This is a genomic window from Streptomyces mangrovi (assembly GCF_900114215.1).
Taxonomy (GTDB): domain Bacteria; phylum Actinomycetota; class Actinomycetes; order Streptomycetales; family Streptomycetaceae; genus Streptomyces; species Streptomyces barkulensis.
In genome coordinates, this window is the sequence record NZ_FOSG01000023.1 from 57,054 (window position 1) to 82,262 (window position 25,209).

The 25,209-nt window shown below is 73.9% G+C and carries 23 protein-coding genes; 11 read left to right on the top strand and 12 right to left on the bottom strand.

Annotated features, from left to right (window positions below; all coding sequences use genetic code 11):
• Positions 1 to 19: 19 nt before the first annotated feature.
• Together cydB and cydD are read left to right on the top strand one after the other, a co-directional pair.
• Positions 20 to 1,057, top strand: a complete 1,038-nt coding sequence (cydB, locus tag BM237_RS24605) for a cytochrome d ubiquinol oxidase subunit II (protein ID WP_093851916.1) — start codon at positions 20 to 22, stop codon at positions 1,055 to 1,057.
• The gene (gene cydD / locus BM237_RS24610) at positions 1,054 to 4,743 is read left to right on the top strand and encodes a thiol reductant ABC exporter subunit CydD (protein ID WP_093851917.1); all 3,690 of its coding nucleotides are present in this window, start codon (positions 1,054 to 1,056) and stop codon (positions 4,741 to 4,743) included. Before cydB ends, cydD begins: the two co-directional genes overlap by 4 nt.
• A gap of 82 nt (positions 4,744 to 4,825) precedes the next feature.
• On the opposite strand, the gene BM237_RS24615 is transcribed toward cydD, so the two are convergent.
• From BM237_RS24615 to BM237_RS24625, 3 genes are all read right to left on the bottom strand, one after another.
• Entirely contained in the window at positions 4,826 to 5,737 is a 912-nt protein-coding gene (locus tag BM237_RS24615; protein ID WP_093851960.1) for an aldo/keto reductase, read from the bottom strand.
• Positions 5,738 to 5,944: 207 nt separating this feature from the next.
• Complete coding sequence (locus BM237_RS24620) at positions 5,945 to 6,805, bottom strand: Cof-type HAD-IIB family hydrolase (RefSeq protein WP_093851918.1); 861 nt, start codon at positions 6,803 to 6,805, stop codon at positions 5,945 to 5,947.
• Positions 6,806 to 7,000: 195 nt separating this feature from the next.
• A complete protein-coding gene (locus BM237_RS24625) occupies positions 7,001 to 7,900 on the bottom strand; it encodes an LLM class flavin-dependent oxidoreductase (protein ID WP_093851919.1) in 900 nt (299 codons plus the stop codon).
• Between the two features lie 79 nt (positions 7,901 to 7,979).
• Between BM237_RS24625 and BM237_RS24630 the strand changes: the two genes are divergently transcribed.
• The 4 genes from BM237_RS24630 to BM237_RS24645 all read left to right on the top strand — a co-directional run bounded on the left by BM237_RS24630 (position 7,980) and on the right by BM237_RS24645 (position 9,522).
• Positions 7,980 to 8,228 carry a type II toxin-antitoxin system CcdA family antitoxin gene (locus BM237_RS24630; protein WP_093851920.1) on the top strand — a complete coding sequence of 83 codons (249 nt, stop codon included), beginning with the start codon at positions 7,980 to 7,982 and terminating at the stop codon, positions 8,226 to 8,228.
• Positions 8,225 to 8,626, top strand: coding sequence for a DNA-binding protein (locus BM237_RS24635; RefSeq protein ID WP_093851921.1), 402 nt, complete (start codon positions 8,225 to 8,227; stop codon positions 8,624 to 8,626). The genes BM237_RS24630 and BM237_RS24635 overlap by 4 nt, the downstream gene beginning before the upstream one ends.
• Before the next feature lie 225 nt (positions 8,627 to 8,851).
• Positions 8,852 to 9,133 (top strand): hypothetical protein, encoded by a 282-nt coding sequence (locus tag BM237_RS24640; RefSeq protein WP_093851922.1) that lies wholly within the window; start codon positions 8,852 to 8,854, stop codon positions 9,131 to 9,133.
• Positions 9,130 to 9,522: a type II toxin-antitoxin system VapC family toxin gene (locus BM237_RS24645; protein ID WP_093851923.1), complete on the top strand. Its 393-nt coding sequence runs from the start codon at positions 9,130 to 9,132 to the stop codon at positions 9,520 to 9,522. The genes BM237_RS24640 and BM237_RS24645 overlap by 4 nt, the downstream gene beginning before the upstream one ends.
• 137 nt (positions 9,523 to 9,659) lie before the next feature.
• Here the strand turns inward: BM237_RS24645 and BM237_RS24650 are convergent, their stop codons facing one another.
• On the bottom strand, positions 9,660 to 10,208 hold the full coding sequence (locus BM237_RS24650; RefSeq protein WP_093851924.1) for an RNA 2'-phosphotransferase: 549 nt from the start codon (positions 10,206 to 10,208) through the stop codon (positions 9,660 to 9,662).
• Between the two features lie 88 nt (positions 10,209 to 10,296).
• Positions 10,297 to 12,183: an SDR family oxidoreductase gene (locus BM237_RS24655; protein ID WP_093851925.1), complete on the bottom strand. Its 1,887-nt coding sequence runs from the start codon at positions 12,181 to 12,183 to the stop codon at positions 10,297 to 10,299.
• Positions 12,184 to 12,378: 195 nt separating this feature from the next.
• Here BM237_RS24655 and BM237_RS24660 point away from each other — a divergent pair, with 195 nt between their 5' ends.
• The 5 genes from BM237_RS24660 to BM237_RS24680 all read left to right on the top strand — a co-directional run bounded on the left by BM237_RS24660 (position 12,379) and on the right by BM237_RS24680 (position 16,718).
• On the top strand, positions 12,379 to 13,422 hold the full coding sequence (locus BM237_RS24660) for an ABC transporter ATP-binding protein (protein WP_093851926.1): 1,044 nt from the start codon (positions 12,379 to 12,381) through the stop codon (positions 13,420 to 13,422).
• The gene (locus BM237_RS24665; RefSeq protein WP_093851927.1) at positions 13,412 to 14,353 is read left to right on the top strand and encodes an ABC transporter permease; all 942 of its coding nucleotides are present in this window, start codon (positions 13,412 to 13,414) and stop codon (positions 14,351 to 14,353) included. Before BM237_RS24660 ends, BM237_RS24665 begins: the two co-directional genes overlap by 11 nt.
• Positions 14,354 to 14,454: 101 nt before the next feature.
• Positions 14,455 to 15,372: an ABC transporter ATP-binding protein gene (locus BM237_RS24670; protein ID WP_093851928.1), complete on the top strand. Its 918-nt coding sequence runs from the start codon at positions 14,455 to 14,457 to the stop codon at positions 15,370 to 15,372.
• 58 nt (positions 15,373 to 15,430) lie between these two features.
• Positions 15,431 to 16,150 (top strand): ABC transporter permease subunit, encoded by a 720-nt coding sequence (locus tag BM237_RS24675; protein ID WP_093851929.1) that lies wholly within the window; start codon positions 15,431 to 15,433, stop codon positions 16,148 to 16,150.
• 94 nt (positions 16,151 to 16,244) lie between these two features.
• Positions 16,245 to 16,718, top strand: a complete 474-nt coding sequence (locus BM237_RS24680) for a MarR family winged helix-turn-helix transcriptional regulator (protein WP_093851930.1) — start codon at positions 16,245 to 16,247, stop codon at positions 16,716 to 16,718.
• 82 nt (positions 16,719 to 16,800) lie between these two features.
• On the opposite strand, the gene BM237_RS24685 is transcribed toward BM237_RS24680, so the two are convergent.
• The 7 genes from BM237_RS24685 to BM237_RS24715 all read right to left on the bottom strand — a co-directional run bounded on the left by BM237_RS24685 (position 16,801) and on the right by BM237_RS24715 (position 25,165).
• Complete coding sequence (locus BM237_RS24685) at positions 16,801 to 17,622, bottom strand: HAD family hydrolase (RefSeq protein ID WP_093851931.1); 822 nt, start codon at positions 17,620 to 17,622, stop codon at positions 16,801 to 16,803.
• A complete protein-coding gene (gene serS / locus BM237_RS24690) occupies positions 17,619 to 18,896 on the bottom strand; it encodes a serine--tRNA ligase (protein ID WP_093851932.1) in 1,278 nt (425 codons plus the stop codon). Before serS ends, BM237_RS24685 begins: the two co-directional genes overlap by 4 nt.
• 629 nt (positions 18,897 to 19,525) lie before the next feature.
• Positions 19,526 to 20,464, bottom strand: coding sequence for a prephenate dehydratase (pheA, locus tag BM237_RS24695; RefSeq protein WP_093851961.1), 939 nt, complete (start codon positions 20,462 to 20,464; stop codon positions 19,526 to 19,528).
• Positions 20,465 to 20,507: 43 nt separating this feature from the next.
• Positions 20,508 to 21,842 carry an iron uptake transporter deferrochelatase/peroxidase subunit gene (gene efeB, locus BM237_RS24700; protein ID WP_093851933.1) on the bottom strand — a complete coding sequence of 445 codons (1,335 nt, stop codon included), beginning with the start codon at positions 21,840 to 21,842 and terminating at the stop codon, positions 20,508 to 20,510.
• A gap of 71 nt (positions 21,843 to 21,913) precedes the next feature.
• Positions 21,914 to 23,920, bottom strand: a complete 2,007-nt coding sequence (locus BM237_RS24705; RefSeq protein ID WP_093851934.1) for a copper resistance CopC/CopD family protein — start codon at positions 23,918 to 23,920, stop codon at positions 21,914 to 21,916.
• 16 nt (positions 23,921 to 23,936) lie between these two features.
• Complete coding sequence (locus BM237_RS24710; protein ID WP_093851935.1) at positions 23,937 to 24,467, bottom strand: copper chaperone PCu(A)C; 531 nt, start codon at positions 24,465 to 24,467, stop codon at positions 23,937 to 23,939.
• On the bottom strand, positions 24,464 to 25,165 hold the full coding sequence (locus BM237_RS24715; protein WP_093851936.1) for an SCO family protein: 702 nt from the start codon (positions 25,163 to 25,165) through the stop codon (positions 24,464 to 24,466). The genes BM237_RS24710 and BM237_RS24715 overlap by 4 nt, the downstream gene beginning before the upstream one ends.
• Between the last annotated feature and the right edge of the window lie 44 nt (positions 25,166 to 25,209).

The window sequence follows — 25,209 nt, forward strand, 5'->3', positions numbered from 1 at the left end:
GTCCGACCGAGGTTTCCCGATGGAACTCCACGACGTCTGGTTCGTCCTGATCGCCGTCCTGTGGACCGGCTACTTCTTCCTGGAGGGCTTCGACTTCGGAGTCGGCGTCCTCACCCGGACGCTGGCCCGCGACCGCCGCGAGCGCCGCGTACTGATCAACACCATCGGCCCGGTCTGGGACGGCAACGAGGTCTGGCTGCTGACGGCCGGCGGCGCCACCTTCGCCGCCTTCCCCGACTGGTACGCCACCCTCTTCTCCGGCTTCTACCTGCCCCTGCTGCTGATCCTCGTCTGCCTGATCGTCCGCGGCGTGGCCTTCGAATACCGCGCCAAGCGCCCCGAGGAGAAGTGGCAGACCAACTGGGAGCGCGCCATCTTCTGGACCTCCCTGCTCCCCGCCTTCCTGTGGGGCGTGGCCTTCGCCAACATCGTCCGCGGCGTCGCCATCGACGCGAACAAGGAGTACACCGGCGGCCTGCTGGACCTGCTGAACCCCTACGCCCTGCTCGGCGGCGCGACGACCCTCGCCCTGTTCACCTTCCACGGCGCCGTCTTCACCGCCCTGAAGACCGTCGGCGACATCCGCGTCCGGGCCCGCGCCCTCGCCGTACGCCTGGGCCTGCTCACCGCCGCCCTCGCGGTCGCCTTCCTCGGCTGGACCCAGCTCGACCGCGGCGACACCACCACCCTGATCGCCCTGGCCGTCGCCGCCCTCGCCCTGCTCGCGGCCGTCCGCGCGATCGCCGCCGGACGCGAGGGCTGGTCCTTCACCCTCTCCGGCGTCACCGTCGTCGCGGCCGTCGCCATGCTCTTCCTCGCGCTCTACCCGAACGTCATGCCCTCCACGCTCGACCCCGCCTGGAGCCTGACGGTCACCAACTCCGCGTCCTCCCCCTACACCCTGACGATCATGACCTGGCTGGCCGCCCTGGCCACTCCGCTCGTACTCCTCTACCAGGGCTGGACGTACTGGGTGTTCCGCAAGCGCATCGGCACCCAGCACATCGCCGACACCCCCGACACCCCGCACCCGGAACCGGAAACCACCCGCACATGAAGCCCGTCGACCCCCGCCTGCTCCGGTACGCCCGCACCACCCGCGTCTTCCTCACGGCCGCGGTGGTGCTCGGCCTGGCCGGAGCGGGCCTGGTCATCGCCCAGGCCATGCTCATCGCCGAGATCGTCGTACGGGCCTTCCAGCACCACACACCCCCCACCGAACTCACCACCCCCCTCGCCCTCCTCGCCGCCGTCTCCCTCGGCCGCGCCCTGGTCTCCTGGCTCACCGAGCTGGCCGCCCACCGCTCCTCCGCGTCCGTCAAGTCCGAACTGCGTCTGCGCCTGCTCACCCACGCCACCGCCCTCGGCCCCGCCCGCCCGGCCAAGCCCACCGGCGAACTGGCCAACCTCGCCACCCGCGGCATCGACGCCCTCGACGACTACTTCGCCCGCTACCTCCCCCAGCTCGCGCTGGCCGTCGTCGTCCCCGCCGCCCTGATCGCGCGCATCCTCACCGACGACTGGATCTCGGCGGCGACCATCGCCGCCACCCTCCCCCTGATCCCGGTCTTCATGATCCTGATCGGCTGGGCGACCCAGGCCCACACGGACCGCCAGTGGCGCCTGCTGTCCCGTCTGTCCGGCCACTTCCTCGACGTCGTCGCGGGCCTGCCCACCCTCAAGGTCTTCGGCCGGGCCAAGGCCCAGGCCGAGAACATCCGCGCCATCACCGCCGACTACCGCCGCGCCACCCTGCGCACCCTGCGGATCGCGTTCCTCTCCTCCTTCGCCCTCGAACTGCTCTCGACGATCTCCGTCGCCCTCGTCGCCGTCGGCATCGGCATGCGCCTGGTCCACGGCGAACTCGACCTCTACACCGGCCTGGTCGTGCTGATCCTCGCCCCCGAGGCGTACCTCCCCCTGCGCCAGGTCGGCGTCCACTACCACGCCGCCGCCGAGGGCCTGTCCGCGGCGGAAGAGGTCTTCTCCACCCTCGAAACCGACGCCCCCACCCCCGGCACCGCCCCCGCCCCCGACGCGCGTACCGCCACCATCGCCCTCGACGGCCTCACCGTCCGCCACGAGGGCCGCACCACCGACTCACTGCCCCCCACCACCCTCACCGTGGCACCCGGCGAGACCGTCGCCGTCACCGGCCCCTCCGGCGCCGGCAAGACGACGCTGCTCAGCGCCCTCCTCGCCCTCACCACCCCCACCGCCGGCCGTATCACCGTCAACGGGCAGAACCTGTCCACCCTCGCCCCGGCCACCTGGCACTCCCAGATCGCCTGGGTCCCCCAGCACCCCCACCTCTTCGCCGGGACGATCGCCGACAACGTCCGCCTGGCCCGCCCCGAGGCCACCGACGCCGAAGTCCTGCGGGCCCTGACCGACGCCGGAGCCCCCGACCTCTCCCCGCACACCCTCCTCGGCGAGGCGGGCACCGGCCTCTCCGCCGGCCAGCGCCGCCGCGTCGCCCTCGCCCGCGCCTTCCTCGCCGACCGCCCGGTCGTCCTCCTCGACGAACCCACCGCCGCCCTCGACGTCACCACCGAAGCCCAGGTCGTCGACGCGATCGCCCGCCTCACCCGCGACCGCACGGTCATCCTCATCGCCCACCGCCCCGCACTGCTCCCCCTCGCCGACCGCGTCATCCGCCTCACCCCCACCGGCGCGGCCGAGACGAAGCCCTCCACCCGCGACGCGTACCACCCCGCACCCGGCAGCGTGCCGGAGGGGACGGGTAGGGACGGCCGTTCCGGACACTCAAGCGTGATTTGCGGCCAATCGGAGCCCGCAACACGGTGCACGGCAACGGCCGTAAATCATGCCGTCCGGAATGGTCGTCCCGGACCGGCCCCGACCCCCGCACGCACCACCCCCGCGCCCACCCCCGCGCCCACCGGCGCACCCGCCACGGACGCACCCACCGGCACCCCCGAGAACACCCCCCACCCCCTCACCCGCGTACGCCGCATCGCGCACCCCCTGCGCGCCCGCTTCACCCTCGCCCTGCTCCTCGGCTCCCTCGCCCTCCTCAGCGCCGTCGGCCTCATGGCCTCCTCCGGCTGGCTGATCTCCCGCGCCTCCCAGCAGCCCCCCGTGCTGTACCTGATGGTCGCCGTCACCGCGACCCGCGCCTTCGGCATCGGCCGCGCCGTCTTCCGCTACGCCGAGCGCCTGGTCTCCCACGACGCCGTCTTCCGCGTCCTGGCCGATCTGCGCGTCACCGTCTACCGCCGCCTGGAGCGCCTCGCCCCCGCCGGGCTGCGCCACACCCGGCGCGGTGATCTGCTCGCCCGGCTCGTCGCCGACGTCGACACCCTCCAGGACTACTTCCTGCGCTGGCTGCTCCCGGCCGCCGTCGCCGCCACCGTCTCCCTCTCGGCCACCGTCTTCACCGCGTGGATCCTGCCCGAAGCCGGAGCGGCCCTCGCCGTCGGCCTCCTGACCGCCGGCGTCGCCGTCCCGGCGCTCGCCGCCGCGGTCTCCCGCCGCACCGAGCGCCGCCTCGCCCCCGCCCGCGGGGAGCTGACCACACGTACCGTCGACCTGCTCACCGGCACCGCCGAGCTGACCGTCGCCGGGGCGCTGCCCCGCCGCACCGAGGCCGTACGCGACGCCGACGCCGTACTGACCCGCCTGGCCGCCCGCAGCTCCGCCGTCACGGCGCTCGGCGGCGGGCTGTCCGCGCTCGCCGCCGGGCTCACCGTCACCGCCGCCGCCTGGTTCGGCGCCGCGGCCGTCCACGGCGGACGGCTGGACGGCCTCCTCATGGCGGTGGCCGTGCTCACCCCGCTCGCCGCCTTCGAGGCGGTGTCCGGGATGCCGCTCGCCGTCCAGCACCGGCAGCGCACCCGCCGCTCGGCCGAACGCGTCCACGAGGTGATCGACGCCCCAGCCCCCGTACGTGAGCCGGAGGACCCCGCCCCGGTGCCCGACGACCCGTTCCCCCTCACCCTCACCGGCCTCACCGCCCGCCACCCGGGCCAGGAGCGCCCGGCCCTGCGGGGACTGGACCTCACCCTGACCCCCGGCCGGCGCGTCGCGGTCGTCGGCCCGTCGGGCTCGGGCAAGACCACCCTGGCCCACGTCCTGCTGCGCTTCCTCGACCCCGTCGCCGGCGGCTACACCCTCGGCGCCGCCCCCACCGGCGCGCGCACCGCCACCGACCCCACCGCCCCCACCGACGCCCTCACCCTCGACCCCGACGCGGTACGCCGCCTCGTCGGCCTGTGCGCCCAGGACGCGCACATCTTCGACAGCTCCCTGCGCGAGAACCTCCGCCTGGCCAGGCCGCCGGCCACCGACGACGACCTCCACGCCGCACTGGCGGCCGCCCGCCTCGACGACTGGGTCGGCGAGCTGCCGGACGGTCTGGACACCCTCGTCGGCGAGTTCGGCGCCCGGCTCTCCGGCGGCCAGCGCCAGCGCCTGGCCCTGGCCCGCGCGCTGCTCGCCGACTTCCCCGTCCTCGTCCTGGACGAGCCCGCCGAGCACCTGGACCTGGACACCGCCGACGCCCTGACCGCCGATCTGCTGGCCGCTACCGAGGGCCGCACCACCGTGCTGATCACCCACCGGCTGGCCGGTCTGGAGGCGGTGGACGAGGTGGTCGTCCTCGACGGCGGGCGCGCCGTCCAGCGCGGCCCGTACGCGGAGCTGGCCTGGGCGGACGGCCCCTTCCGGCGGATGCTGGAGCGGGAGCGGGCCACCGGGGAGCCGGTCGCGGCCCGGGCCTGACGGAGTCCCGGCCCCTTCCGGCTCCCCTTCCGGCTCCCCTTCCGGCTCCCCTTCCGGCTCCCGCCGGCTCCCCGGCAGACCCTCAGACCGCCTCGTCCAGCCGTCGCCGCTGCTCCTCGTCCAGCCGCAGCTCCATCGCGTCGAACGCCTCGTCGAGCTGCCCGGTCCGGCTCACTCCGACGATCGGTACGACGGCCGGGTCCCCGCCGGTCAGCCATGCCAGTACCACCTGGTTCGCGGTGGCCCCGGTCTCGGCGGCCACCTGCCCGAGCACGGCCAGGCGCCGCGCCGTGCCGGGGTGCTCGTAGTGCTCGGGCAGCGGGCGGTCGGAGCGGGTGTAGGAGCCCCACAGCAGGGAGGAGTAGGCCCACAACTCCATGTCGGGCTCGCTGCGCACGTAGTCGAGCGACTCGTCGGTCGCGAGCCGGTGCCCGTCCTCCGGCAGGACGACCCCCGGCCGCGGCTGGACGTAGGAGTGCCGCAGTTGCAGGGCGGTCCAGCCCGCCACCCCCGCCTCACGGGCGAGCGCGCGTGCGCGCTCCACGCGCCAGGTGGCGTGGTTGGAGGCACCGAGCCGGCGGGCCAGCCCGTCCGAGACCACCTCGCCGAAGGCGCCGACGGTCTCCTCCAGGGGCACCCCGCGGTCCTCCGCGTGCGCCCAGTACAGGTCGACCCACTCCGTGCGCAGCCGCCGCAGGCTCTCGCGCACCGCCCGGCGCACGACGGGCGCCGACAGTCCCTCGGCGGACTCCGGCCACTTCCCCGGCACGGTCGGCTGCTGGCGCACCTTGGTGCTGATCAGCACCCGGTCGCGTACGCCGGGCCGGGCGGCCAGCCACTCGCCGATCACGGTCTCGCTCTGCCCGCCGACGCCGGAGGGGTCGATCCAGAAGCTGTAGCAGTTGGCGGTGTCGATCCAGCGCCCTCCCCGCTCGACGAAGCGGTCGAGCAGCGCCATTGACGTGCCCCGGTCCAGCCGGGTGCCGAAGTCCATGGCGCCCAGGGCGAAATACGGTGTGCTCACCGGCGGTCCTCTCGTCCGTGCGGCGTCACCGCCGCGCTCGAAGGCCCCATGCTGGCGTTTGGAGAGCACTCCAGGGCAAGCGCCACCGCGCGGCCGACCCTGGCCGCCCGTGGCCTGACCGCTCACGGCCGAAACGTTCCCGCACCCGCACCTGCACCCGCACTCGCATCCGCCCCGTCAGCCGGCCGGCGGCAGTTCCAGCAGCCGTTCGATGACGGCGGCCACGCCGTCCTCCTCGTTGGCGGCCGTGCGGTGCGTGGTCGCGGCCAGCACTGCCGGATGGGCGTTGGCCATGGCGTAGGAGGTGCCGGCCCAGGACAGCATCTCCAGGTCGTTGGGCATGTCGCCGAAGGCGACGACATCCTCGGCCGCCACGCCGCGCTGCGCACAGCACCGGGCCAGGGTGCTGGCCTTGCTGACGCCGGGGCCGCTGACCTCCAGCAGCGCGGTCGGGCTGGAGCGGGTGAACTCCGCGTGGTGGCCCGCGACGGTGCGGGCCATGCCCAGGAAATCGTCCGGAACCAGTGAGGTGTGGTGGGCGAGCAGCTTGAGCACCGGCTCGTCGGCGTACTCGGCCTCGTCCGTCAGCAGCTTCTCCGCCGGTGCGATCAGGGCGCCGGGGTCCAGGTGGAACTGCGGGTACTGCGGCTCGTAGTGGATGCCGCCGGTCCGCTCGACGGCGAAACTCACGTCGGGGGCGGCCGTCCGCAGTTCCTCGACCACGGTCAGCGCGGTGTCGCGCGGCAGTTCTCTGACCTGCACGATCCGCCGCCCCCGGTGCAGGTCGACGACGGCCGCGCCGTTGGCGCAGATCGCCAGGCCGTGCCCGTGCACATGGTCGCTGACCACGCCCATCCAGCGGGCCGGCCGCCCGGTGACGAAGAAGACCTCGATTCCGGCCTCCTCGGCGGCGGCCAGCGCCGCGACCGTGCGGTCGGAGACGGACTTGTCGTCGCGCAGCAGTGTGCCGTCCAGATCGGTGGCGATGAGGCGCGGACGTGTCATCGGGGGCGCGGGAGCGTGGGTCACGCTCCCCATGGTCCCGCATATGCCCGCACAGGCGTGCGCCAAGGTGCCCGAATGAGCCACGGGGTGAACGCATTCGGAACCGGATGGACAGAGACGGTCGGCCTCGGGGACATCCGGCCGTCCACGTAGGGAAAACGCTACGACTCGTCCACGGGCCGCACCGGGCATGGCGCGAAACGCACGCACCTTCCCCCGCTGCTCCGCTCAGCCCAGCCGGGCGATCGCCTCCGTGGCGATGCGCTCGAAGACGGCCCGGTCGGCGGCGAAGCCCGTGCCGGGGATGGGCCAGTGGACCGCGATCTCGGTGAAGCCCAGTTCGCGGTGGCGGCCGGCGAAGTCCACGAAGGCCTCCACCGACTCCAGGGGGGTGTTCTTCTCCGGGGTGAAGCCGTGCAGCAGGACCTTGCCGAGGTCGGCCGCGTCCCGGCCGGCCTCGGCGCACGCCTCGCCGAGCCGCTCGATCTGCCCGCGCAGCGCGGCCTGAGACTGCTGAGGCGTCCCGGTCTCGTACAGCTTGGGGTCGCCGGTGGTCACCCACGCCTGCCCGTGCCGGGCGGCCAGTCTCATCCCGCGCGGCCCGGTGGCCGCCACCGCGAACGGCAACCGGGGCCGCTGCACGCAGCCGGGGATGTTCCGGGCCCCGTCGGCGGAGTAGAACGCGCCCCGGTGGGAGACCGCGTCCTCGGTGAGCAGCCGGTCCAGCAGCGGCACGAACTCGGCGAACCGGTCGGCCCGCTCGCGCGGCGTCCACGGCTGCTGCCCGAGCGCGGTCGCGTCGAAGCCGCTGCCGCCCGCGCCGATGCCCAGGGTGATCCGGCCGCCCGAGATGTCGTCCAGCGAGATCAGCTCCTTGGCGAGCGTCACCGGATGCCGGAAGTTGGGCGAGGTCACCAGGGTGCCCAGGCGTATCCGCTCCGTGGCGGTGGCGGCCGCGGTGAGGGTGGGCAGCGCGCCGAACCAGGGGCCGTCGCGGAACGGGACGCGCCAGGACAGGTGGTCGTAGGTGTACGCGGTGCGGAAGCCGAGCTCCTCGGCGCGCCGCCACTTCGCGCGGCCTGTCTCGTGCCAGCGGTCGACGGGGAGGATCACGGTGCTCAGACGCATGCCCGCAACCCTAGCCCCGGTGGTCGCGGGCATCGCCGACGGACGACCGTCGGCGCGCATACCGGAGTATGCTCGGGGCATGGCGGACACGACACGCATCACGGTGACACTGCCGACCGACCAGGTCGCCGAGCTCAGGAAGCTCACCGACAACGTCTCGGGATATGTCGCCGAGGCGGTGGCACGTCAGCTGCGGCATCAGTTGCTCGGCGCCGACCTGCGGCGTCACCAGGAAGAACACGGGGAGTTCACCGACGAGGAGCTGGCCGAGGCCCGCTCCAGGATCTTCGGCACGGCCGACGCCGGCGGGTCGGCGGACACGGCGTGATCGAGCACGTCGAGACCGTCGTCCTGGACTCCCAGGGGCTCTCCGCCTGGATCGCCGAGGATCGCAAGATCCTCGGCATGTTCCAGGTGTTCCACACCATGGGGGCCGATCTCGTCATCGGCGCCAACACCATCGTGGAGGTCAGCCACGCGCGGGTGAACATGCCTCGACTGCGGTGGGCGCTCTCCCGCGTCAAGGTCGAGCCGGTGACCGAGGCGGCGGCGAGGGCGTCCGCGCAACTGCTCAAGACCGCGGGCCTGCACGGCCACAAGTACGCGATCGACGCGACCGTCGCCGAGGTGGCACTGCGTCAGCCGGGCCCGGTGGCCGTGCTGACGTCCGATGTCGATGACATGGCCCGGTTGTGCGGTGACCGCGTCCGGCTCATCGGCGTCTGAACGCAAGGCCGCGCTCGCCGGCCGGAGGAATCCGTACAGGTCGGGCTGCGATGGGTGAACGAGGCTCGACCGAGGTCACCGGGGTGCCCGGGCGTATCCGCTCCGTGGCGCCCGCGGCGGCCGTCGGCGTCGGCAGCGCGCCGAACCACGGTGGGCCGTTGCGTGGCCGCCGGTGGCCGCTGCGGAGCGCCAGCGAGTTAACAGGTCATGTAATACACTGCTCCCATGGACACGTCCCGCCCCGGCAAGACCCGAGTCACCAGCGTCTCCCTGCGAGCCGAGACCCTTGAGGCGATCCGCGCGCGCGCCGGCAGGCAGGGCGTCTCCTCCTATATCGAGGAGGCCGTGCAGCGGCAGCTCCAGCGCGAGGCCATCGACGAGTACATCGCCACCGCCGAAGCGGAGCACGGCCCTGTCGACCCCGCCGAGGTGTCGGACAAGGCCGAGCGCATCCGCGCCCACCACGCCGCCCACCGCGGTGCGTCCGCTCCGGCGGACGCCGCATGAGCGGGACTCTCGTTCTCGACAGCGAGGCACTCTCGAAGCTCTCCCGTCGGCACCGCGACATGACCGTATGGCTGGACGTCGCCCGCAGGCTGGACCTGCTCGTCGTGACGAGCGCCGCCACGCTGGTCGAGGCACGCGACCCGAAGGTGCCGCAGGCGGCGTTCGACCACGCGGTCTCCCTGGCCAAGGTGCGTCCCATCACGGAGGAGATCGCACGTACGGCGAGCAGACTGCTCGCCGCGGAAAACCTGCACGGTCACAAGTACGCCATCGACGCGATGCTCGCGGCCACGGCTCACGCGGAGCATGGCGACGTCACTGTCATCACCAGCGACACGGACGACCTCCGCCGGTTGTGCCTTCCCCGCATCGCCGTCGAACCGGTCTGAGCGCCCATACCGGTTCCTTCCGAGGACTTGCCGTATTCCCACAGGTCAGGCTGCGGTGGGTGAACGAGGCTCGACCGAGGTGACGGGGGTGCCCGGGCGCATCCGCTCCGTGGCGCCCGCGGCGGCAGCGGCGGCCGTCAGCCGGGCAGGCGCAGGTACCGCGGCGGTACGTGCGGCACCAGCCACACCCCGTTGTCGCTGACCCGGAACGCGTGCCCGTCCCGGTGCATCGCCCCGGCGTCCACCACCAGCACCACCGGCCTTCCGCGCCGCGCCCCCACGGCGGCGGCCGTCTCGCGGTCGGGCGACAGGTGGACGTCGTGACGCGCCATCGCCCGCAGGCCGTCCCGCCGGATGTCGGCCACGTACCGCCCGACCGTCCCGTGGAAGAGGTACGGGGGCGGCTCGGCGGGAGGCAGGCCCAGGTCCACGCCGACGGTGTGCCCCTGGGCGGCCCGGATGCGGTCCCGCCCGGGATCGAGCGTGAAGCGCCGCTTGTCGTTGGTGGCGACGGTCTCCTCCAGCTCCTCGCGGGTGAGCCGGAAGCCGTGGCGCGCCGCGGCTTCCAGCAGTTCCCCGACACCCACCCAGCCGTGGGCGTCCAGGGTGAGCCCGATCCGCTCGGGAGCGTGCCGCAGATGCCGTGCGACGTACTTCGAGATCCGCTTGCGGCGCCTGTCGTCCATGTCCGGCCAGGGTGCCCCGGGAGCCGTCGCGGCGCACCTCGTTTTCACGTCCGCGGTCCTCGCGTCCGCCGGGGCCGCCGGCCCGGCCTCACGCTCGTGTCCGCACGTTGATCCGGGCGAACGCCCGCAGCGCGCTCGGCGCCAGCCGGGCCAGCACCACACCGCCCCACGCCTCCAGCCCCACCGGGACCACCGCCTTGTTCCGGATCACCGAGCGCAGCACCGTGTCGGCGACCCTCTCCGGGGCGAACCTGCGGATCCGGTAGACCTGGAGGGCCCTCCTGCGGCGGCGGTCGGCGTCCCGCTCGTCGGTGCCGCGGAAGCGCGTGTCCTCGATGATGGAGGTGCTGACGATGCCGGGGCAGATCGCCGAGACCCCGATGCCCTCGCCGGCCAGGTCCGCGCGCAGCACCTGGCTGAGCATCAGCGCCGCCGCCTTGGAGGTGCAGTACGCGGGCAGGGCCCGGGTGGGCTCGTAGGCGGCGCAGGAGACGACGTTGACGATGTGGCCGCCCTGCCCGCGCTCGGACATCTGCCGCCCGAAGAGGCGGCAGCCGTGGACGGTGCCCCACAGGTTGGAGCCCAGGACCGCCTCCCAGTCGTCCGCGGTGTGCTCCAGGAACGGCCCGGCCGCCGCGATCCCGGCGTTGTTGACCAGCACGTCCACCACGCCGTGCTCGGCGGCCGTCCTGCGCGCCAGCTCCTCCATCGCCGCCCGGTCGGAGACGTCCACGGCCTCGGCCCACGCCTCCTGTGCGCCGGCCCGCCGGGCCAGCTCGGCCGTACGCGCCACCTCCTCGCCCCGGATGTCCACGGCGACGACCCGGGCGCCGGCCCGGGCGAAGGCCAGCGCCGTCTCGTGGCCGATGCCCCGGGCCGCGCCGGTGACCAGCACCAGCAGGCCGCCGAAGTGCTCCGCGTACTCCTCCTGCCGCGCGCGCCCCCGGCGCCCGCGCCGTCCGCCGCGCCGCACCGTCGCCGGTGCGCCCACCTCCCCGCCGCCGTATGCCCCGCGCTCCCCGCGCTCTCCGTCCGCCCCGCACCTCTCGCACTCCTCGACGAACGAGCCGATCCAGTCGGCCAGCCGGTCGGGCCGGGTACGCGGCGCCCAGTGGCCGGCGGGCAGGGAGCGGCACGTCAGGCGGGGCGTCCACCGCTCCGCCTCCTCCCGCAGCGCGGGGGAGAGGAACGGATCCCCGGTCGGGGTGACGAGCTGCACGGGCACATGGGCGTAGGCGTCCTCGCGCGGCCGGAGCATCCGGGCCCGTACGTTGTCGCGGTACAGCCACAGGCCGTGCGCGGCGTCGCGGGGCAGCGAGGGCGCGGGGTGACCGCCGCCCGAGATGCCCTCGGAGCGCCGCAGCATGCCCGGCCAGGCCCTGCCCAGCGGCCCCCGCCAGGCCAGCTCCGGCAGGACGGGCACATGCATCGCGTACACGTACCAGGAGCGGGCGCCCTGCCCCAGCGCCTGGGCCAGACGCCGCGGGGTGGGGCGGGTCAGCCGCCTGCGGAACCAGTGCCCGAAGTGGTCCAGGGACGGCCCGGACATCGAGGTGAAGGACGCGATCCGGCCCCGGGCGCGCTCGGCCGTGGCGAACTCCCAGCCCTGCACCGAGCCCCAGTCGTGCCCGACCAGATGTACCGGGGCGTGCGGGCTGACCGCGTCCGCGACCGCCAGGAAGTCGCCGGTCAGCCGCTCCAGCGTGAAGCCGCCGCGCAGCGGCCGCGGGGCGGCGGACCGGCCGCAGCCGCGCACGTCGTACAGCACCACGTGGAAGCGGTCCGCCAGTCGTTCGGCCACCGGTGCCCAGACCTCCTTGGAGTCCGGGTAGCCGTGCAGCAGGACCACCGTGGGGCGGCGGCTCCCGTCCGCCCCCACCGCCTCGCCCAGCTCGGCGACGCACAGCTCCACGCCGTCCGCCCCGGCCACGCGCCGTTCCCGCGCGCTCCCCGGGCCACTCGCCTCCGACTCCATGTGTGCCTCTCCTCCCACCACGCCCGGCACTCCCGCACCCCGGGTAGCCGGTCTTCCCGGCATGACACCGGATCCGGTCAGGACCTACCCCGCCGGATGAGCCCTTAGGGGCATCTACGCCTCCAGTACGAGGAACAATCACGCCCCCGGGGTGACGTGACCGGTGGCAGGCGGCATTACGGTCGTGGGGTGACTGTGATCGCGACCGAAAGCCTCAGCAAGCGGTACCCACGGGTGACCGCGCTCGACCGGCTCACCATGCAGATCGAACCCGGGGTGACCGGACTGGTGGGCGCCAACGGTGCGGGCAAGTCCACCCTGATCAAGATCCTCCTGGGACTGGCCCCGGCCAGCGAGGGCACCGCCTCCGTGCTCGGCCTGGACGTGGCCACCGAGGGCGGCGCCATCCGCGAGCGCGTCGGGTACATGCCCGAGCACGACTGTCTGCCGCCCGACGTGTCGGCGACCGAGTTCGTCGTCCACATGGCGCGGATGTCCGGCCTGCCCGCCTCCGCCGCCCGCGAGCGCACCGCCGACACCCTGCGCCACGTCGGCCTGTACGAGGAGCGCTACCGCCCCATGGGCGGTTACTCGACGGGTATGAAGCAGCGGGTCAAGCTGGCCCAGGCGCTCGTCCACGACCCGCGGCTGGTGCTGCTGGACGAGCCCACCAACGGCCTCGACCCGGTCGGCCGCGACGACATGCTCGGCCTGATCCGCCGCGTCCACACCGACTTCGGCATCTCGGTGCTGGTCACCTCGCACCTGCTGGGCGAGCTGGAGCGCACCTGCGACCACGTCGTCGTCATCGACGGCGGGAAGCTGCTGCGCTCCTCCTCCACCGCCAGCTTCACCCAGGAGACGACCACCCTGGCCGTCGAGGTCACCGACACCGACGCCCACCCCGACGGCACCGAGGCCCTGCGCACCGCCCTGGCCGGGGCCGGGCTCACCGTGGCGCCCCCCGGGGCGGGCGGCGAGGGCCTGCCGGGCGCCGGGCACGTGCTGCTGGTCGAGGCGGGCTCCGAGGCCGTCCACGACACCGTCCGCGACACGGTCGCGGAGCTGGGTCTGGGCCTGGTCCGCATGGAGCAGCGCAGGCACCGCATCGCCGAGGTCTTCCAGACGCCCGGCGCCACGGGCGCCACGGCGGGCACCACGGCGGACACCACCGAGCAGGCCGCGGAGCAGGCCGCCGAGAAGAGCACGCAGAAGGGAGGCAGCACCGATGCGGCCTGACACGGGCAACCACCCCGGCACCCATCCCGGAGCCGCCGTCCCCGCCCAGCGCGGCGAGGACGCCAGCATCCACAACATCGGCTACCGCCACTACGACGGACCCCGGCTGGGCCGCTCCTACGCCCGGTGGTCGCTGCTGGTCCAGTCCCTGCGCGGCGCGTACGGCCTGGGCCGCTCGGCGAAGTCCAAGGTGCTGCCGTTCATCCTGCTGGCCGTGATGGTCCTGCCCGCGGGCGCGATGGTCGCGGTCACCGTCGTCACCGGCGCCGACGAGCTACCGATGCGGTACACCGACTACGTGTTGGTGATGCAGCCGGTCATCGGCCTCTACATCGCCGCCCAGGCCCCGCAGTCGGTCTCCCTGGACCTGCGCTTCCGCACCGTGCCGCTGTACTTCTCGCGCCCGATCGAGCGCGCCGACTACGTGGGGGCCAAGTACGCGGCCATGACCGCGGCGCTGTTCCTGTTCACCTCCCTGCCGCTGGTGGTGCTGTACGCGGGCGGGCTGCTGGCGAAGCTCGGCTTCGCCGACCAGAGCACGCAGTTCCTCCAGGGACTGGGCTCCACCGCGGTGTTCTCCGTGCTCCACGCGGGCATCGGCCTGCTGGTCGCCGCGCTCACCCCGCGCCGGGGCTTCGGTGTCGCCGCGGTCATCGCGGTGCTCACCATCCCCTACTTCGCGGTCACCACCGTCCAGGCGGTCGCCGAGTTCCAGGCGAACAGCGCCACCGCCGTCACCTGGCTCGGCCTGGCCTCCCCCGGCACGCTGGTGGACGGCATCCAGTCGGCGTTCCTCGGCGGCGACTCCGGCTTCCCCGGCTTCCACGAGCCCGGCACCGCCGCGGCGGCCGTCTACGCCCTGGTCACCCTCGCCCTGATCGCCGGCTGCTGGGCGGCGCTGATGGCCCGCTACCGCAAGGCGGGCCTGTGATGACCGGGGACCGGACGGCGACGGGCCGGACGGCAGCGGTCCGGACGGGGACGGACCCGGCGGCGAAGCATCGGACGAGGAACGAGAAGGCGGCCTGACCCATGACCACCATCCGCATCGACCATGTGTCCCGCTGGTTCGGCAACGTGGTCGCCGTCAACGACGTGACCATGGACATCGGCCCGGGCGTCACCGGGCTGCTCGGCCCCAACGGCGCGGGCAAGTCCACGCTGATCAACATGATGGGCGGCTTCCTGGCCCCCTCCACCGGGTCCGTCACCCTCGACGGCGCGGCGATCTGGCGCAACGAGCGGGTCTACCGGGAGATCGGAGTCGTCCCCGAACGCGAGGCGATGTACGACTTCCTCACCGGCCGCGAGTTCGTGCTGGCCAACGCCGAGCTGCACGGCCTGCCCGATGCGGGCGAGGCCGCGCGGCGGGCCCTGGCCACCGTGGAGATGGAGTACGCCCAGGACCGGAAGGTCTCCACCTACAGCAAGGGCATGCGGCAGCGCGTGAAGATGGCCTCCGCGCTCGTCCACGACCCGTCCGTGCTGCTGCTGGACGAGCCGTTCAACGGCATGGACCCGCGCCAGCGCATGCAGCTGATGGAACTGCTGCGGCGGATGGGCGCCGAGGGCCGCACGGTGCTGTTCTCCTCCCACATCCTGGAGGAGGTCGAGCAGCTCGCCTCCCACATCGAGGTGATCGTCGCGGGACGGCACGCGGCCTCCGGCGACTTCCGGCGCATCCGCCGGCTGATGACCGACCGCCCCCACCGCTATCTGGTGCGCTCCAGCGACGACCGCGCGCTGGCCGCCGCCCTGATCGCCGATCCCAGCACGGCGGGCATCGAACTCGACTGGTCCGAACGCGCCCTGCGCGTCCAGGCGATCGACTTCACGCGCTTCACCGAGCAGCTCCCGCGCATCGCCCGCGAGCACGGGATCCGGCTCCTCACGGTCTCGCCCTCGGACGAGTCCCTGGAGAGCGTCTTCTCCTACCTCGTCGCGGCCTGAGAACAACCGGGCCACCGAGGACCCCGAGACCGTCTGAGAACCAAGGAGCCCCACACCGATGTACGACCCCACGGTCGCCCGGCTCACCTACCGGGCCCTGCTCGGCCGCCGCCGGGCGCTGATCCTGTTCGTCCTGCCCGCCGTACTGATCGCGATCTCCGTCGCGGTCCGTCTGCTGGTCGGCGCCGACGACGCCGTCGCCAACCAGGTGCTCGGCGGCTTCGCGCTGGCCACCATGGTCCCGCTGATCGGCGTGATCGCCGGGACCGGCGCGATCGGCCCGGAGATCGACGACGGCTCGATCGTCTATCTGCTGGCCAAGCCGCTGAAGCGGCCGACGATCATCCTCACCAAGCTGACCGTCGCCGTCGGCGTCACCATGGTGTTCTCCGCCGTCCCCATGCTGATCGCCGGGTTCGTCCTCAACGGCAACAGCCGGCAGATCGCCGTCGCCTACGCCGTCGCCGCGGTCGCCGCGTCCGTCGCCTACAGCGCGCTGTTCCTGCTGCTGGGCACGGTCAGCCGGCAGGCCGTCGTCTTCGGCCTGGTCTACGCCCTGATCTGGGAGGCGCTCATCGGCAGCCTCGTCCCCGGCGCCCGGACCCTCAGCGTCCAGCAGTGGGCCCTGGCCCTGGCCGAGAAGACCGCGCCGGGCGCGGGCATCGCCTCCGACGTCGGACTGCCGGTCGCCGCGGTGCTGCTGGCGGCGGTGACCGTCGCCGGCGCCTGGTACGCCGGGCGGAAGCTGCGCACCCTCACCCTCGCCGGCGAGGAGTGACCGGGAACCGGTCACCGAACACCGGACGCCGGGCACCGAACACCGGACGTACGAGGCCGAAGGGCACCGCCCTTCGGCCTCGTACGCTGGAAACATGGGCACGACACGGTGGCTGGACGACGAAGAGCAGCGGACCTGGCGGGCGTTCCTGGCCGCCACCCAGCGCGTACGCGAGGAACTGGACCGGCAGTTGCAGCGCGACGCCGGGATGCCGCTGGCGTACTACCAGATCCTGGCCATGCTCTCCGAGGCGCCCGAGCGCACCCTCACCATGAGCCGGCTCGCCCGGACCACCCGCTCATCGGCCAGCAGGCTCTCCCACGCGGTCGCCCGGCTGGAGGCCAAGGGGTGGGTCAGCCGGTGCCAGCACCCCGCCGACCACCGCACCACCCTGGCCACGCTGACCGACGAGGGGCTGGCCGAGCTGGAGGCCATCGCGCCCGGCCATGTGGAGCAGGTCCGGCTCTCCCTGTTCGACAGCCTCACGCCCGAGCAGACCCGGCGGCTCCACGAGATCTGCCGGGCGGTGCTGGAGGGCACCGGCGAGGGCCCGCCGCCGGCGGACTGACCCGGCCCCGGACCGACCCGGTCCCACACGCTTCCGCTCGCGGGAAGCCCGCTCGCAGGGCGCCGGTTCACAGGGCGCCGGTTCACAGACCGGCGAGCAGCCGCTCCAGCACGACCGCGATGCCGTCCGCGTCGTTGGACTCGGTCACCTCGTCGGCCACCGCCAGCAGCTCCGGGTGGGCGTCGGCCATGGCGACGCCGTGGGCGGCCCAGGCGAACATGGGGATGTCGTTGGGCATGTCGCCGAAGGCGATCGTGGTGGTGGCCGAGCGGCCCAGACGGCGCGCGGCGATCGCCAGCCCGCGGGCCTTGGACAGCCCCAGCGGCAGCAGTTCGACGATGCCCTCGCCCGCCATCACCACGCTCACCAGATCACCCGCGATCCGCCGGGCGGCGTCGGCCAGCACGTCGTCGTCCAGTCCGGGGCGCTGGATGTACAGCTTGTTCAGGGGCTCGGCCCACAACTCGTCCGGATCGGTCCCGGTGACGGCGGGGAGCCTCTCGCCGACCGGCCGGTAGCCGGGCCCGAGCAGCACCTCGCCGTCCAGCCCGTCCCGCGAGGCGGCCAGCGCCAGCGGGCCGGTCTCCGTCTCGATCTTCTCCACCGCCAGCCGGGCCTGCTGCCGGTCGAGTGTGACGGAGGTCAGCAGCCGGTGCTCGCCCGCGTGGTAGACCTGCGCGCCCTGCCCGCAGACGGCCAGGCCGTCGTAGCCCAGCTCGTCCAGGATGTGTCTGGTCCAGGGCACGGCGCGGCCGGTCACCACGATGTGCGCGGCGCCCGCCGCCGTGGCGGCGGCGAGCGCGTCGCGGGTGCGTGCCGAGACGGTGTCGTCGCTGCGCAGCAGCGTGCCGTCGAGGTCGGTGGCGACCAGCCTGAAGGGGAAGCCCGGCGCTGCGGTGCTCACCGGGACACGGGCTCCAGCACCTCGCGCCCGCCCAGGTAGGGGCGGAGCACCTCGGGTACGCGGACCGAACCGTCGGCCCGCTGGTGGTTCTCCAGCAGGGCCACGATGGTGCGGGGCACCGCGCACAGCGTGCCGTTGAGGGTGGCCAGCGGGCGCACCTTCTTGTCCTGGCGCATCCGGATGGACAGCCGACGGGCCTGGAACTCGTTGCAGTTCGACGCCGAGGTCAGCTCGCGGTACTTGCCCTGGGTGGGGATCCACGCCTCGCAGTCGAACTTCCGCGAGGCGGAGGCGCCCAGGTCGCCGGTGGCCACGTCGATCACCCGGAACGGCAGCTCCAGGCCGGTCAGCCACTGCTTCTCCCACTCCAGCAGCCGCCAGTGCTCCGCCTCGGACTCCTCGGGGGTCACGTAGGAGAACATCTCCACCTTGTCGAACTGGTGGACGCGGAAGATGCCGCGGGTGTCCTTGCCGTACGAGCCGGCCTCGCGGCGGAAGCAGGGGGAGAAGCCCGCGTAGCGCAGCGGAAGCTTGTCCGCCTCGACGATCTCGTCCATGTGGTAGCCGGCGAGCGGCACTTCGGAGGTGCCGACGAGGTAGTAGTCGTCCTTCTCCAGGTGGTAGACGTTCTCGGCGGCCTGGCCGAGGAAGCCGGTGCCCTCCATGGCGCGCGGCTTGACCAGCGCGGGGGTGAGCATCGGGATGAAGCCGGCCTCGGTGGCCTGCGCGATCGCGGCGTTGACCAGGGCCAGCTCCAGCAGGGCGCCGACGCCGGTGAGGTAGTAGAAGCGCGAGCCGGAGACCTTGGCGCCGCGCTCGACGTCGATCGCGCCGAGTGCCTGGCCGAGCTCCAGGTGGTCCTTGGGTTCGAAGCCCTCGGCGTCGAAGTCGCGCGGGGTGCCGTGCGTCTCGCGGACGGTGAAGTCGTCCTCGCCGCCGACGGGGACCTCGGGGTGGACGAGGTTGCCGAGTTGGCGGAGGAGCCGCTGCGCCTCGGCCTCGGCCTCGTCGCGCTCGGCGTCGGCGGCCTTGACCGCGGCGGACAGCTCGCCGGCGCGCCTGAGCAGCTCGGCCTTCTCGTCGCCGGCGGCCTTCGGGATCAGCTTGCCGAGCTGCTTCTGCTCGGCGCGCAGTTCGTCGAAGCGGACGCCGGACGACCTGCGCCGCTCGTCGGCGGAGAGCAGGGCGTCGACGAGGCCGACGTCCTCTCCACGGGCGCGCTGGGAGGCGCGCACACGGTCTGGGTCCTCACGGAGCAGGCGAAGGTCAATCACGCCGTCAGGGTACCGGGGGCGTGCGGTCCGCTCGACCCGATATGGCGATACGTGGCGTTATGCGGCTTTTGTCGTTCGCGGCGGAATAGGGGAAAGGGGTCGTCAAGGAAATTTCCGCTGTCACCGTACAGGGGGGCGTGCGGGTACGGAGGTGGACGAAAGGGGTGACGGCGCGAGGGTGTGCGCGAAGGCGCGCGGGAGGGCGTGTGCGAGGCGGTGTGCGCGAGGCCGGCCAGGCCTCAACCAGGCTTTGACCGGGGCTCGGCCGGGCTTTGACCGGGGCTCGGCCGGGAGGAGCGGCGATTGTTATCCACAGACTCGGGGGGAGACCGTCGAGTTTTCCACAGGGGGTATGGAAATCCTGTGGAAGACGGAGGGGGCGCGCGTGCGGGATTCGCGCTCGCCCATCGATTCCCTCCTCACGCATCTCCTACACGCCTTTTCGGAGGGAAATGCCACCCTCCCGGGTGTCGATCAATCGAATTGGGCGGATGAAGAGTTTCTGAGGGGCTGTGAACAGAGAAGGGTGATTCGCGGCTTTTGCCCGAAATGGAAACTTGTCCGTTCCGTGTTGTGCACAGGACGCCCACCGCCCCTGTGGATAACTTCCGGGAAGTGCCGCACACCCCTCAGGCGCGGCCGTCGACGCAGCGCGCCAGCCAGTCCGCCGCCTCCGCGAACTCGTCGTCCGTCGTCCCCCGCCGCAGCGGTGTGGTCTGCGACGGCTCCACGCCCGCCCGCGGATACGACCCCAGAAAGCGCACCTTCGGGCAGATGCGCCGAAGCCCCATCAGCGCCTCGCCCACCCGCCGGTCGGAGATGTGCCCCTCGGCGTCCACCGAGAAGCAGTACCGGCCGATGCCCTCACCCGTCGGCCGCGACTCGATCCGCACCAGGTTCACGCCCCGCACCGCGAACTCCTGGAGCAGCTCCAGCAGCGCGCCGGGGTGGTCGTCGCCGAGCCACAGCACCAAAGAGGTCTTGTCCGCGCCCGTCCGCGCCGCGGGCCGCCCCGGCCGGCCGACCAGCACGAAGCGCGTGGCGGCGTTCTCCGCGTCGTGGATGCCGGTCACCAGCGGCTCCAGACCGTACGTCGCCGCCGCGAACTCGCCCGCGAACGCCGCGTCGTACCGGCCCTCCTGCACCAGCCGGGCGCCGTCCGCGTTGGAGGCCGCCGACTCCCACTGGGCGTCGGGCAGACGCTCCGCCAGCCAGCGGCGCACCTGCGGCTGGGCCACCGGGTGCCCGGTCACCGTCTTGACCGCCTCCAGCGCGGTGCCCGGCCGCACCAGCAGCGCGAAGGCGATCGGCAGCAGCACCTCGCGGTAGATCATCAGCGGCCGGCCGGTGGCCAGCTCGTCCAGGGTCGCGGTGACCCCGCCCTCGACCGAGTTCTCGATCGGCACCAGGGAGCCGCCCGCCTCCCCGTTGCGCACGGCGTCCAGCGCGGCGGGCACCGACACCATCGGCACCAGCTCGCGCGTGGCAGCCTCCGGGAGGGTGCGGAGCGCGGCCTCGGTGAAGGTGCCCTCGGGGCCCAGGTAGGTGTAGCGGCTCGCGGGTGACATGCCGTCCACAGTAGTCCGGCCGGGGGACGGGCAGCCCGCGGTCTCAGCCTTCGAGCAGGCGCCGGCCCACGTACTCGTCCTCGCGCGCACCGCCCGGCACCGCGAACAGCGCGCTCGCCTCGTGCCGGATGAAGCGGGACAGGGCGTCCCCCCGGTCGAGCTTGCGCTGCACGGGCACGAAGCCCCGCATCGGGTCCGCCTGCCAGGCGACGAACAGCAGCCCGGCGTCCGGCGCCCCGTCGTCGCGGAAGCCGTCGTGGTAGGAGAAGGAGCGCCGCAGCATCGCCGCGCCGCCGTTGGACGCGGGCGCCGTCACCCGTACGTGTGCGTCGGCGGCGATGGCCGGGCCGCCGTCCGGGCCCCGCTCGTCCAGATCCACCGGGGTGGTCTCAAGGCCGCCCGACAGCGGGGCGCCGTCGGACTTGCGGCGGCCCATCACCTTCTCCTGATCGGCGAGCGGGACGCGCTCCCAGTCGTCCAGCAGCATCCGGATCCGCCGCACCACCGCGTACGAGCCGCCCGCCATCCACTCCGGGTCGCCGCCGGCGGGCACGAAGACGCGCTGCTCGAAGTCCTCGTCCGTCTCCTTCGGGTTGTTGGTGCCGTCGATCTGGCCCATCAGGTTGCGGGCGGTGCGGGGGGAGGCGGTGGCGCCCGGGGAGCGGTTGAAGCCGTTCATCTGCCAGCGCACCCGGGCGGTGCCGTCCGCCTCGCGCTGGAGGGCGCGCAGCGCGTGGAAGGCGACCAGGGCGTCGTCGGCGCCGATCTGCACCCACAGGTCGCCGCCGGAGCGCCTGGCGTCCAGCTCGTCGGCCGAGAACGGGGGCAGCGGTGCGAGGGCGGACGGGCGGCGCGCGGCCAGGCCCGTGCGGTCGAAGAAGGTGCGGCCGAAACCGAAGGTGACGGTGAGGGAGGACGGTCCGGCGTCCAGGGCGATGCCGGTGTCGTGCAGCCGGGCGGCGGGCTCCTCGCCCGCCATCAGCGCCTCGGCCGTCCGCGTCCAGCGGCGCAGCAGCGCGGCCGCCTCCTTCCGCCCGGCGCCCGGCGCCAGGTCGAGGGCGAGGAGGTGCCCGTGCGCCTGCGCGGGCTCGGTGATGCCCGGCTGGTGGTCGCCGCGGAAGGGGACGCGGCTGCTGCCGACCGTGGACAGGGCGGTGGGCGGCTCGGTGGCGGCGGCCGTGCCCAGGGCGCCGCCCGCCGCGCCGAGCGCCAGCCCGGCGGCGCCGGCCGCGCCCGCCGCGCCGAGCAGACGGCGGCGGGAGGGGCCGGGACGGGGGTCGGTGGACTGCTCGGGGCCGTTGCCGGTGCCGGTGCTGCTGTCGGTGCTATTGCCGGTGCCGGTGCCGGTGCCGGTGCCGTTGTCGGGGTGGTGTGTCATCGCTGCCCAGTCTCGGTTCTCGGGTGGTGCTCGGTGTCTCGGGCGGTACGGGGGCGGGGTGCGGGTGGCGGTCAGTCGAGCTCGAAGGTCTTCCGCTCGGTCACCTGGTCGATGTCGGAGGTCCGCACGGTCACGGCGGCCTCCCAGACGCCCGGCAGGGGGAGCTGGAGGCCGGAGGCGGACCAGCGGCCCTCGCCGGTCCGCCCCAGGGAGGCGGTCAGCGGGCCGACGTCCCGGGCGGGAAGGGTGAAGGCGACCCGGACCTCGGGCGCGTCCAGGGGCTCGCCGCCGGTGGTGGTGGTGCGCACCAGCAGGGAGTTGCCGCCGCTCCTGCCCGGGTCCAGCAGGAGCTGGGCCCGGCCGGCGCCGCCCGGGCCGCCGGTGTCGAAGGGGACGGTGAGGACCAGCGGCCCGCAGCGGTCGGAGCCGGCCCCGCCCTGCTCCCGTCCCTGCTCGGCGGCGGTGCCGGCCGCCGTACCGGACGCCACGGCGGTACGGGCGGGCTCGGCCGCGGTGAGCAGGGTCGTCACGGCCAGGACGGCCGCCGCGACGGCCGCCTCGGCGAGCACCGAGCGCCGCAGCCCGGCGCGTGCCGGGTCGGCGTCGCGCTCCCGCCTGCGGCGCGCGGCCTCGACCGCGGCGCGCTGGCGGGCGAGCTGCGCGGCGCGCTCGGGGGTGACGTCCGGGCCCGGTTCGGGGACGGCCACCGGTTCCGGGACGGGTTCCGGTTCGGGGACGGACACCGGTTCGGGGACGGGCCGCTCCCCGGGCGCGTCCACCAGCCGGGCGGTGTGGCGGTGGGAGAGTCGGGCGGCCACGAGCAGCAGCGCCACCAGCGCGATCTTGGCCAGCAGCAGCCGCCCGTACGAGGTGGAGGTCAGCGCCTCCCAGCCGCCCACCTGCCGCCAGGACTGGTAGAGGCCGGTGGCGGCGAGGACGGCCACGGAGCCGAGTGCGGTCCGCGAGAAGCGGCGCACCGCATCCCCGCCCACCGCGGGCCCCCACCGCAGTACGGCGAGCAGCGCCGCCAGACCGCCCAGCCAGACGGCGACGGCGAGCAGGTGAACGATGTCGGCCGGCACCGCCACGGCGGTCTGGGGGCCGGTCGAGGCGTGCTCGGCCGCCGCCCAGGTCGCGGCGAGCCCCACGGCGAGGACCGCGCCGCCCGCCGACAGGCCGATGGCCGGACTCCGCCGGTCGCGCCGGTCGCCGCGGTCGTCCCCGGCCCGCTCCCCGCCGCTTCGCCGGGCGTACGCCCCGAACAGCAGCGAGACGAACAGCCCTGCCGCCGCGAGCAGCAGCAGCCGGGACACCAGCGCCGTACCCGTCCTGGTCTCCAGCACCGTCCGGAGCGCACCCGTGTCGAGCATGTCGCCCGGCCCGCCCGCGCCGGTGTACGGGACGCGCAGCAGCAGCGCCGCGACGGTGCCGGCGGTCAGCGTGACCCAGCCGGCCACCACCAGGCGCCGCACCGCCCGCGACCGGGCGGCGGCCGGCAGGCAGCCGAGGACGAAGGCCGACCCGCCGACGAGCAGCACGAAGCCGGTGTAGGCGGCGTAGCGGGCGATGTCGTGGAGCACGCCGACCGCGCCGCCGCCCGGCTCCTCCCCCGGCACGGCGGCGGAGGTCCGCGAGGGGGCGCCGACGGAGAAGGTGAAGGCGCCGGAGATGGGGTGGCTGTCGGCCGAGACCGCCTTCCAGACGACGGTGTAGGTGCCCTCGGGCAGCCCGTCGCGCAGCCCGGTGCCGTGGCGGATCTCGCCGCCGCCGGAGAGGTTTTGCACCCGGCCGGTGTCCACCCGCCCGCCGTCGGGCGCGAGGACGCGGATGGCGTCGTCCGCCATGGACACGCTCTCGGAGAAGGTGAGCGTCACCTGCCGGGGGGCCCGGTCCACCACCGCTCCCCGCGCCGGGTCGCTGCCGGTCAGCGTGGCGTGCGCGGCGGCCGGCGCGGCGCCGCCGAGCAGCAGCGCCGCCAGCGCACCGAGCAGACCGAGCACGCCGAGCAGCCCGGACCGCCCGTGCGGGCCGGGTCGGCCGGCCGGCCGTGGCAGGGCGCGGGGAGCGGTGGTGGTCATGACGGGGGTACCTGCCTCACTCTTCGGAGTGCTCGGTGTGCCCGGAGGCGTCGGGGACGTGGTTGACCGCCTCGACCGGGACCTCGACGGTGATCGGGTCGGACTTCTCGAAGCGCAGCTCCACCGAGACCTTCTCGCCCTCGGCGGGCTTGCGCTCCAGGTCCATGAACATCAGGTGGTTGCCGCCCCGGCTGAGCTCCAGAGTGCCGTCGGCGGGCACGGTCAGGGAGTCCACCCGCCGCATCCGCCCGCCGGTGGTCTCGTGGATCTGCACGTCGTCGGAGATGTCGCTGGCGGCCGAGACGAGCCGGTCGGCGGTGTCGCCGTCGTTGCGGACGACCAGGAAGCCGCCCGCCCGGTCGGCGGTGACCGGCTCGGGCACGTAGGCGCCCTCCACGGTCAGCTCCGGGCCCGAGGAGCCGCCGCAGGCGGCGGTGCCCGCGGTGAGCAGCGCGGCGGCCAGGGCGAGCCCGAGGGACCGGCGGACGGGGCGGTCGCTCAGGCGGATCCGGCGGGTTCGGTGGGTTCGGTGGGTTCGGCGGTTCACGGCAGCTTCCCCTGGGCGAGCGCGGGCAGGTCCTTCTCGTAGGTCTCGACGGGCACGTCCTCGGTGTAGAGCACGTGCGCCCGGTCGTCCTTCGGCAGGAAGGCCAGGACCTGGGTGCCGTGGGAGGAGACGATGTCGCCGTTCTCGTCCTCCACCGGCGGCTCCAGGGAGATGCCCAGGGAGCGGGCGCCGGCCCGGATCTTCTCGAAGTCGCCGGTGAGCCCGATGAAGTCGGGGTCCTGGGCGCGCAGCCACTCGCCGAGCGACTCGGGGGTGTCGCGCTCGGGGTCGGAGGTGACGAAGACGACCCGCAGCTTCTCCTGCTCGGCCTCGGGCAGCTTGGACTTGGCGACGGCGATGTTGCTCATCGTCAGGGGGCACACGTCGGGGCAGTGGGTGTAGCCGAAGTAGATCAGGGTCGGGTGGCCCTCGGTCTCCTCGACCAGGTCGTAGGTCTCGCCGTCGGTGTCGGTGAGGACCAGCTCCGGCTTGTCGAAGGGGTTGTCCAGGACGACGCCCTGCTTGGGGCCGGTGCCGGTGCCGGTGTCCGCCGAGGCCGGGGCGTTGCCGGAGCTGCCGGAGCCGTCGTCGCCGGAGCCGCCGCAGGCGGTGGTGCCCGCGGTGAGCAGCACGGCGGCCAGGGCGAGCCCGAGGGCGCGGCGGGTGCGCCGGGGGTGGCGGCGCGGAGTGCGGTGCATGAGGGTTCTTTCCTTCTCGCGGTGGTGCTTGTGGTGGTGTTGCT

Bases quoted from the DNA above. Each gene is read 5' to 3' on its own strand.
- cydB (WP_093851916.1), top strand. From the start codon at position 20: ATGGAACTCCACGACGTCTGGTTCGTCCTGATCGCCGTCCTGTGGACC.
- cydD (WP_093851917.1), top strand. From the start codon at position 1,054: ATGAAGCCCGTCGACCCCCGCCTGCTCCGGTACGCCCGCACCACCCGC.
- BM237_RS24615 (WP_093851960.1), bottom strand. From the start codon at position 5,737: ATGGACTTCGGCACCCGGCTGGACCGGGGCACGTCAATGGCGCTGCTC.
- BM237_RS24620 (WP_093851918.1), bottom strand. From the start codon at position 6,805: ATGGGGAGCGTGACCCACGCTCCCGCGCCCCCGATGACACGTCCGCGC.
- BM237_RS24625 (WP_093851919.1), bottom strand. From the start codon at position 7,900: ATGCGTCTGAGCACCGTGATCCTCCCCGTCGACCGCTGGCACGAGACA.
- BM237_RS24630 (WP_093851920.1), top strand. From the start codon at position 7,980: ATGGCGGACACGACACGCATCACGGTGACACTGCCGACCGACCAGGTC.
- BM237_RS24640 (WP_093851922.1), top strand. From the start codon at position 8,852: ATGGACACGTCCCGCCCCGGCAAGACCCGAGTCACCAGCGTCTCCCTG.
- BM237_RS24645 (WP_093851923.1), top strand. From the start codon at position 9,130: ATGAGCGGGACTCTCGTTCTCGACAGCGAGGCACTCTCGAAGCTCTCC.
- BM237_RS24650 (WP_093851924.1), bottom strand. From the start codon at position 10,208: ATGGACGACAGGCGCCGCAAGCGGATCTCGAAGTACGTCGCACGGCAT.
- BM237_RS24655 (WP_093851925.1), bottom strand. From the start codon at position 12,183: ATGGAGTCGGAGGCGAGTGGCCCGGGGAGCGCGCGGGAACGGCGCGTG.
- BM237_RS24665 (WP_093851927.1), top strand. From the start codon at position 13,412: ATGCGGCCTGACACGGGCAACCACCCCGGCACCCATCCCGGAGCCGCC.
- BM237_RS24670 (WP_093851928.1), top strand. From the start codon at position 14,455: ATGACCACCATCCGCATCGACCATGTGTCCCGCTGGTTCGGCAACGTG.
- BM237_RS24675 (WP_093851929.1), top strand. From the start codon at position 15,431: ATGTACGACCCCACGGTCGCCCGGCTCACCTACCGGGCCCTGCTCGGC.
- BM237_RS24680 (WP_093851930.1), top strand. From the start codon at position 16,245: ATGGGCACGACACGGTGGCTGGACGACGAAGAGCAGCGGACCTGGCGG.
- pheA (WP_093851961.1), bottom strand. From the start codon at position 20,464: ATGTCACCCGCGAGCCGCTACACCTACCTGGGCCCCGAGGGCACCTTC.
- efeB (WP_093851933.1), bottom strand. From the start codon at position 21,842: ATGACACACCACCCCGACAACGGCACCGGCACCGGCACCGGCACCGGC.
- BM237_RS24705 (WP_093851934.1), bottom strand. From the start codon at position 23,920: ATGACCACCACCGCTCCCCGCGCCCTGCCACGGCCGGCCGGCCGACCC.
- BM237_RS24715 (WP_093851936.1), bottom strand. From the start codon at position 25,165: ATGCACCGCACTCCGCGCCGCCACCCCCGGCGCACCCGCCGCGCCCTC.